General features: G+C 35.5%; 8 protein-coding genes and 1 pseudogene. 1 reads left to right on the top strand and 8 read right to left on the bottom strand.

Features of this window, described 5'->3' with window-relative positions:
• Positions 1–76 precede the first annotated feature (76 nt).
• From aroD to Q3907_RS10710, 8 genes and pseudogenes are all read right to left on the bottom strand, one after another.
• Entirely contained in the window at positions 77–838 is a 762-nt protein-coding gene (gene aroD, locus Q3907_RS06815) for a type I 3-dehydroquinate dehydratase (RefSeq protein WP_301897757.1), read from the bottom strand.
• A gap of 17 nt (positions 839–855) precedes the next feature.
• Complete coding sequence (locus Q3907_RS06810) at positions 856–1,026, bottom strand: hypothetical protein (RefSeq protein WP_301897756.1); 171 nt, start codon at positions 1,024–1,026, stop codon at positions 856–858.
• A gap of 112 nt (positions 1,027–1,138) precedes the next feature.
• Complete coding sequence (locus Q3907_RS06805) at positions 1,139–1,339, bottom strand: hypothetical protein (protein WP_301897755.1); 201 nt, start codon at positions 1,337–1,339, stop codon at positions 1,139–1,141.
• Positions 1,340–1,676: 337 nt separating this feature from the next.
• Complete coding sequence (locus Q3907_RS06800; RefSeq protein ID WP_301897754.1) at positions 1,677–2,006, bottom strand: DUF3784 domain-containing protein; 330 nt, start codon at positions 2,004–2,006, stop codon at positions 1,677–1,679.
• Positions 2,007–2,175: 169 nt separating this feature from the next.
• Positions 2,176–3,201, bottom strand: coding sequence for a sugar kinase (locus Q3907_RS06795; protein WP_301897753.1), 1,026 nt, complete (start codon positions 3,199–3,201; stop codon positions 2,176–2,178).
• A 2-nt stretch (positions 3,202–3,203) separates the two neighbouring features.
• A complete protein-coding gene (locus Q3907_RS06790; protein WP_301897752.1) occupies positions 3,204–3,839 on the bottom strand; it encodes a bifunctional 4-hydroxy-2-oxoglutarate aldolase/2-dehydro-3-deoxy-phosphogluconate aldolase in 636 nt (211 codons plus the stop codon).
• Between the two features lie 16 nt (positions 3,840–3,855).
• Positions 3,856–5,604, bottom strand: coding sequence for a dihydroxy-acid dehydratase (gene ilvD / locus Q3907_RS06785; protein WP_301897751.1), 1,749 nt, complete (start codon positions 5,602–5,604; stop codon positions 3,856–3,858).
• A gap of 11 nt (positions 5,605–5,615) precedes the next feature.
• A pseudogene (locus Q3907_RS10710) lies at positions 5,616–5,723 on the bottom strand (hypothetical protein); the annotation flags it as partial.
• Positions 5,724–6,271: 548 nt separating this feature from the next.
• On the opposite strand from Q3907_RS10710, the gene Q3907_RS06780 reads away from it, so the two are divergent.
• Positions 6,272–6,955: a FadR/GntR family transcriptional regulator gene (locus Q3907_RS06780; RefSeq protein ID WP_295643417.1), complete on the top strand. Its 684-nt coding sequence runs from the start codon at positions 6,272–6,274 to the stop codon at positions 6,953–6,955.
• The last annotated feature ends 18 nt before the right edge of the window (positions 6,956–6,973 follow it).

The raw sequence follows: 6,973 nt of genomic DNA, 5'->3' as shown, positions 1-6,973 counted from the left end.
GAGCACATTTTTTGTGTTCTCCTCAAAGCCGTCATTTCTTAACTTAATGACATTGCAGGTTAACCTGCCTTATTGATTATAAACTTTTATGTAAAGTTTCAAGAACTGTCTTAAGATCATTTACACCCATTTGACCTGGAGCACTCGCTTTTTTAGCTGCACCAAATGTCAAACAAGAACCAAATACTTCACCAGCTAAACGAGAGATAACTCCAGTAGCTGCCATAGACATTGTGATGATTGGACGATTCGCATGTTCTTCTACCATTTCATTTGTAGCTGCCAACAATGTCAATACATCCTTTTTTGATTGAGGCATAACTGCAATCTTAGGAATATCTGCACCTTTTTCTTGCATAGCACACAAACGAGAAATGATTTCTTCTTTTGCAGGAGTTTTGAAGAAGTCATGGTTTGACATAATGACTTTTACCCCATTTTCATGAGCAGTAGTAACAATTGTTTCAACTTCTTTATCACCAGTATATAATTCAACATCGACTGCATCTACATAACCGCTTTTGGCAACCGCACAATTTAATCCTACATAGTATTCAGTAGATACTTCTAATTCTCCGCCTTCTTTTTTAGAGCGGAAAGTAGCTAATACTGGAGTTTCTTTAAATACTTCACGTAATTCTTCAGCCATTTCTACTACAGATGCAGTATTTTCAACTTGTTCAAACCAATCCATACGCCATTCAATAATATCAGCTGGTGTATTAAGAATGATTTTCGCTTGTTCTAAAACATCTTCCTTATTTTTTCCACAAATAGGAACACAAATCTTTGGTACGCCTACACCAAATTCAACATTTTTCATTGTTACTGTATTCATTTTTTATTCTCCTTTATTCATATTTTTGGTATACGCATCAAACAACGCATCCCCGACTTGTTATAAACCGAACTTGATTGGTTTTTCATTTCATTTAATACATCTTGTGATAAATCAATCTCTTTTGTACCACTCTCTTTAATAATACTTAAGAGATCCGATGCACGTTTATCACATTGTTCACGCAAATAATCATCGAAAATAAATGTGGCAAGGGATTGGTCTATACAACATAATCCTGTTACACATAGATTTTTCCTGATACAATAACTTCATATGGATCTCTTTTTTTTAGTTTTTTTATTGAATATAGTTTCTTAAGAAAGTAACACCCACTAAAGCAAGTGCACATCCAAGACCTGAATAGAAGAATGCGATAAAGATATCTGGAAAAATTCCTGCTGCTCTAAATCCAATTTCTCCACCCATCATACAAGCCATGATCATATAGGCTTTTAAATCAAAGAAGTGCCAGAATGGACGTGTTGCTTCATATCCCATAATTCGTTTTGTGTGTTTTTACTCATTTTGAAAAACATCATTCCAAATACAGAGAACACAACAACTGTTAAAATATATAAATACCATTTGGATTCAATCACACGATAAGAAAGCACACCTAATCGTGCCACATTAAATCCTGCAATTAACCATACAATTCCAGTTATCATTAAAAGAGTTCTTTTCTTTACATGAAACATAAGTAGTTCCTTCTAATCGTTCAATTTAGAACGATTATATATTATCTAACTTTCTGTCAATACTTATACCCAATCCTTTTAACTTAGAAATTTTCAATTTAACTTAGGAAAGTTAAAAGTAAAGTTTTTGCATTAAATTACTTGATTAGATACTTTTCAAACGCCTTTTCTGCATCGAAATGCACAGACTTAAAGAAAAGAATACCCCATACTATATAGATTGGTATTGCGATATAATCGGATATGAAATAAGAAAGGATAGCTCCTAGAAATAGAATCAATGCATGTGTAAAACATTGATTTCGCATATCCAAAGAAATAGATGCCTTATCATACTTTTCTGGATGATTTAGTGTATTAAAACCAGAAACGTACTTAGCTCCTTTTTCTTTTGATAGAGAGAAAAAAATCCCAATAATTAGAAACAAAACAGATAGTACAATACATGCCATAAATCCAACATTCATAAGTAACCTTCTTTCAATATTAATTTTACGAAAAAAAAGGAAGAGTGACAAGCTCTTCCAAAAATATATAGTAACGGATGACGAAAGGTTAGACATTTTAATGTAAGTATTGTTGTTGAAATAGAGAAATAAATACATGATAGCAATCTGTTACTACCGAAATAAATTATTATCTTTGGACGCGGCCTGAACCATCTCCACCAGCTAATTTCAACACTTCATCCATGCTTACCATGTTGAAATCACCTTCGACAGAATGTTTTAAACAACTTGCGGCTACCGCAAATTCAATGGTTGATTGTGCATCATAGCCTTCTAGACTTGCCGCAATCAATCCAGCTCCAAAGCTGTCTCCACCACCTACACGGTCTACAATCTGCATATTATATCTTTTTGAGAAATAGTAATCTTTTCCATCATACAACATAGCTGACCAGTTGTTGATATTGGCATTGATTGACTCTCTTAATGTGATGGCTACTTTTTCAAATCCAAAGCGACGTGTCAATTCACTAGCTACTTCCTTATATCCTTCGCGATTGACTTCACCACTTGTTACATCCGTATTACTAGCTTTGATTCCAAATACATCGGCTGCATCTTCTTCATTGGCAATACATACATCGACATATTCGCAAATCTTAGCCATGACTTCTCCAGCTTTTTCTTTTGACCATAACTTGTTACGATAGTTCAAGTCACATGAGATCTTAACTCCATACTCCTTAGCTTTCTTACAAGCTTCAATTGTAAGTTCTGCTACATTGTCGCATAGTGCTGGTGTAATACCTGTAATGTGAAACCATGCACAGTCTTTAAAGATTTCATCCCAGTTAAAATCAGCACTTGTAGCTGTATAAATACTAGAGCCTGCACGATCATAAATAACTTTACTAGGACGTTGGCTTGCCCCTTTTTCTAGGTAGTAGATTCCAATACGGTCTCCACCACGAGCAATATAAGATGTGTCTACACCATATTTTCGTAATGAGTTGATGGCACATTGTCCAATTTCATGATTTGGAAGACGAGTTACGTATTTGGCATCAAAACCATAGTTAGCTAAAGAAACCGCAACATTGGCTTCTCCACCACCATAAGTTGCACCAAATGTATCCGCTTGTACAAAGCGATAATATCCTTCTGGTGCTAAACGCAACATGATCTCTCCAAAAGTGACTACTTTTTGTTTCATAATCAACGAACCTCCCTAAGTTTTTTTACGGCCTCCTTTGTCAAAGCTTCCACTTTGTCAAAATCACCGCTCTTTATTATATCACTTTTTACCATCCAACTACCACCAATGGCTAAGATACGGTCGTATTCTAAGTAATCTTTCATATTGTTCGCATTGATTCCACCTGTTGGAATGAATTTCATTTGTGTATATGGAGCGGCAATCGATTTGATCATTTTTAATCCACCAGCTGCTTCAGCAGGGAAGAATTTTACAACATCCAAACCTAAACGGTAACATTTTTGTACATCACTAGGTGTACATGTTCCTGGAGTAACAGGTACATTCTTTTCGATACAATGTTTTACTACATCTTCATCAAAGCCTGGACTGATGATAAATTGAGCCCCTGCTTCTAATGCTTCATCTACTTGTTCAACAGTTAATACAGTTCCAGCTCCTACTAACATGTCTGGAAATTCTTTACGCATGATGGCAATCGATTCTTTAGCAGCTGCTGTTCTAAATGTTACTTCAGCACAAGGTAAACCACCAGCACATAGTGCTTTGGCAAGTGGTTTTGCGTCTTTTGCGTCATCTAATACAACAACTGGTAAAATACCAATCTTTGAAATCTCTTCTAATACTTTATTCATTTCTGTTTCCTTCCTCTTATTTATATTCTAAGTAAGCACCCTTCATCGTACTTGCGGCATGTTCGCTAAACAAACGCAACACGCCATTTTTATATTTTCTTTCTCTTGGTTTCCAGTTTTTACGTCTTTCAGCTAAAATCTCGTCAATTTCTTCCATGGATTTACGTTCCCCTTTAACACCAACAATATTTAATTTTCTTTCCATCACATCGATCTCAATTAAATCGTCCTCTTCAACTAACGCGATTGGACCACCATCAACCGCTTCTGGACTACAATGACCAATGACAGGACCTGTACTTGCTCCAGAGAAACGACCATCTGTAATTAGTGCGATACTTTTACCTAATTCTTTATCACTACTGATTGCTTCTGATGTATAGAACATTTCTGGCATACCACTTCCCTTAGGGCCTTCATAACGAATGAATACGGCATCACCCTTTTGAACTTTATGTTTTAATACAGCATCTAAACATTCTTCTTCACTATCAAATGGTATAGCGCGAAGAATAGATTTAAACATTTCTTTTGGACAAGCTGTATGTTTGATAACAGCTCCTTCAGGTGCAAGATTTCCCTTTAATAAGGCAATACTTCCATCTGTACCAATCGCCTTGTCATAAGGACGGATGATATCTTCTTTTGTCAAATTTACATTGTAACGTTTATTAAATTCTTGAAGCCATTTATTACATTTTTCATAGAAGCCATTGTGTTTCAACTCTTCTAGATTTTCACCCAATGTTTTACCAGTGACAGTCATAACATCTAAGTGCAAGTGTTCTTTAATTTCTTCCATAATCGCTGGAACACCACCTGCATAGTAGAAGCATTCAGCTGGCCAACGTCCTGCTGGACGAACATCTAATAAATAATGAGCATTTCTATGTAAACGATCAAATGTTTCTCCTGTAATTTCAATACCAAATTCATGAGCAATGGCAGGAAGGTGCAACAAACAATTTGTACTTCCTGAAATAGCCGCATGTACTAGAATCGCATTTTCAAAGCTATCCATAGTTACAATGTCGGATGGTTTCATATTCTCCATTTGAGCAATTCGTACGGATTGTCTTCCTGCTTTTCTTGCGAAAGCTAATAAATCTGGACTAGTTGAAGGCATAAGAGCAGTACCTGGAAGGGCAAGGCCTAATGCTTCTGCCATAATTTGCATAGTAGAAGCTGTACCAATAAATGAACAAGCTCCACAACTTGGACAAGCATTGCATTTTGCCCAATCCAATTTAGCTTCATCAATTTCACCACGCTCAAATTTAGCACTGTACATACCCAATTGTTCCAAAGTCAACATTTCTGGTCCAGCATTCATAGTTCCGCCAGGTACAAAGATTGAAGGAATATTGACTCTGGCAAGACCCATTAAGTTTCCTGGAACTCCTTTATCACAGCTTGAAAGATATACACCAGCATCAAATGGTGTAGCATTCGCATGAATTTCAATCATATTCGCAATCATTTCACGGCTAGCAAGACTATAGTTGATTCCATCCGTTCCTTGGCTTTCTCCATCGCAAATATCTGTACAATAATAACGTGCACCAAATCCATTTTCTTCGGCAATCCCCTTACGAACTTCATCAACAAGTACATTTAAATGACCACTACCTGGGTGACTATCACCATATGTACTTTCAATCATGACTTGAACTTTTCCCAAATCTTCTTTCTTCCAACCTGTTCCAATACGTAATGGATCAAGTTCAGGTGCTAATTTTCGCATTTCTTGACTAATTAACTTCATATTTTTTCCTCCTACGCAAATAGCGAAATAATTAAACTAACTATCAGTGCTGTTACACCAATAAGTGTTTCCATAATCGTCCATGATTTCAGTGTTGTTCTCTCATTAATTTCTAAAAATGAACCAACTAACTAAAAGCCTGCATCATTGACATCACTCAAGGCTGTAGCCCCTCCACAAATTGCCAAACACATGGCCGCTCTATTAAGCATACTTGTTGCCATGATACCAGATAATCCTATCAAACATGGATCCAATTAGTAATACAATGTCTTGACACGTTTAACCCACTTTGACTCCAATAATAAAAGGCGAAAGCATCATGAAAAGAACCAAATGAGGTTTGAATTCAATAATCAATTCAAGTAAAAAAATAATTTCCACTACAGCTACCGTTGGATCTGCAAAAAAAGCTATATCTTCTATCAATTATCTCTTCATTCATCTGATGTTTATATAAATTCCATTAATTCATCTGACCTTTTTGATTGTTAAGCATATCAAATAGCGTTATAATTTTCTAATTTCTATTAATTCATCTGATGTTTACAATAATATATTGTTTTATTTTAAAATGCAATACTATTATTAAATTAATTTGTTTCATCATTTACATCATTTCAACAATCCCTTATTATAAATATAGATTAGAAACGGAGTAAATCATATGATGAATTCACCAGATGAAAGAAGTCTTCCACAAAAAATATCCGAAGACATCATCTCACTTATATTAGAAGAAAACCTACAGCCTGGAGATAAGCTTCCTAACGAAACTGTTTTATGTGAAAAATTGAATGCAGGAAGGAGTTCAGTTCGTGAAGCCATGAAATTACTTGCATCTCGCAATATCGTAACTATTCGCCAAGGTTCAGGAACTTATATTGCCAAAACGCCTGGAATGGTTGAAGATCCTTTAGGATTCACTTTTATCTCAAATAAAAAGAAATTGGTTCACGACTTATTAGAAGTACGCTTTTTATTAGAGCCATCCATTGCTTCTATGGCTGCCGCCAATGCAGATGAAGAAGACATAAAAAAAATCATAAAACTTTGTGATGAAATTGAAGATTTATTAAAAAACAATGAAGATCATATTCAAAAAGATATTGAATTCCATACCGCTATCGCATTAAGCAGCAAAAACGTGGTTGTACCTCGTTTAGTGCCAGTGATCAATAGTTCCATTCCATTATTTGTAGAAATGACTCGAAACGCATTACACAAAGAGACAATCGAATCGCACCGTGAAATTGCCGAAGCTATTGCCGCACACGACACTTTACGTGCACAAGATGCGATGTATCTTCACTTGGTTTACAACAGAAAAACAATCCAGACAAGTATTTGACCATATGTATGTATGGTC

This window comes from uncultured Holdemanella sp. (genome assembly GCF_958348295.1).
GTDB lineage: Bacteria > Bacillota_I > Bacilli_A > Erysipelotrichales > Erysipelotrichaceae > Holdemanella.
This window is presented reverse-complemented; position numbering and strand designations above follow the sequence as displayed.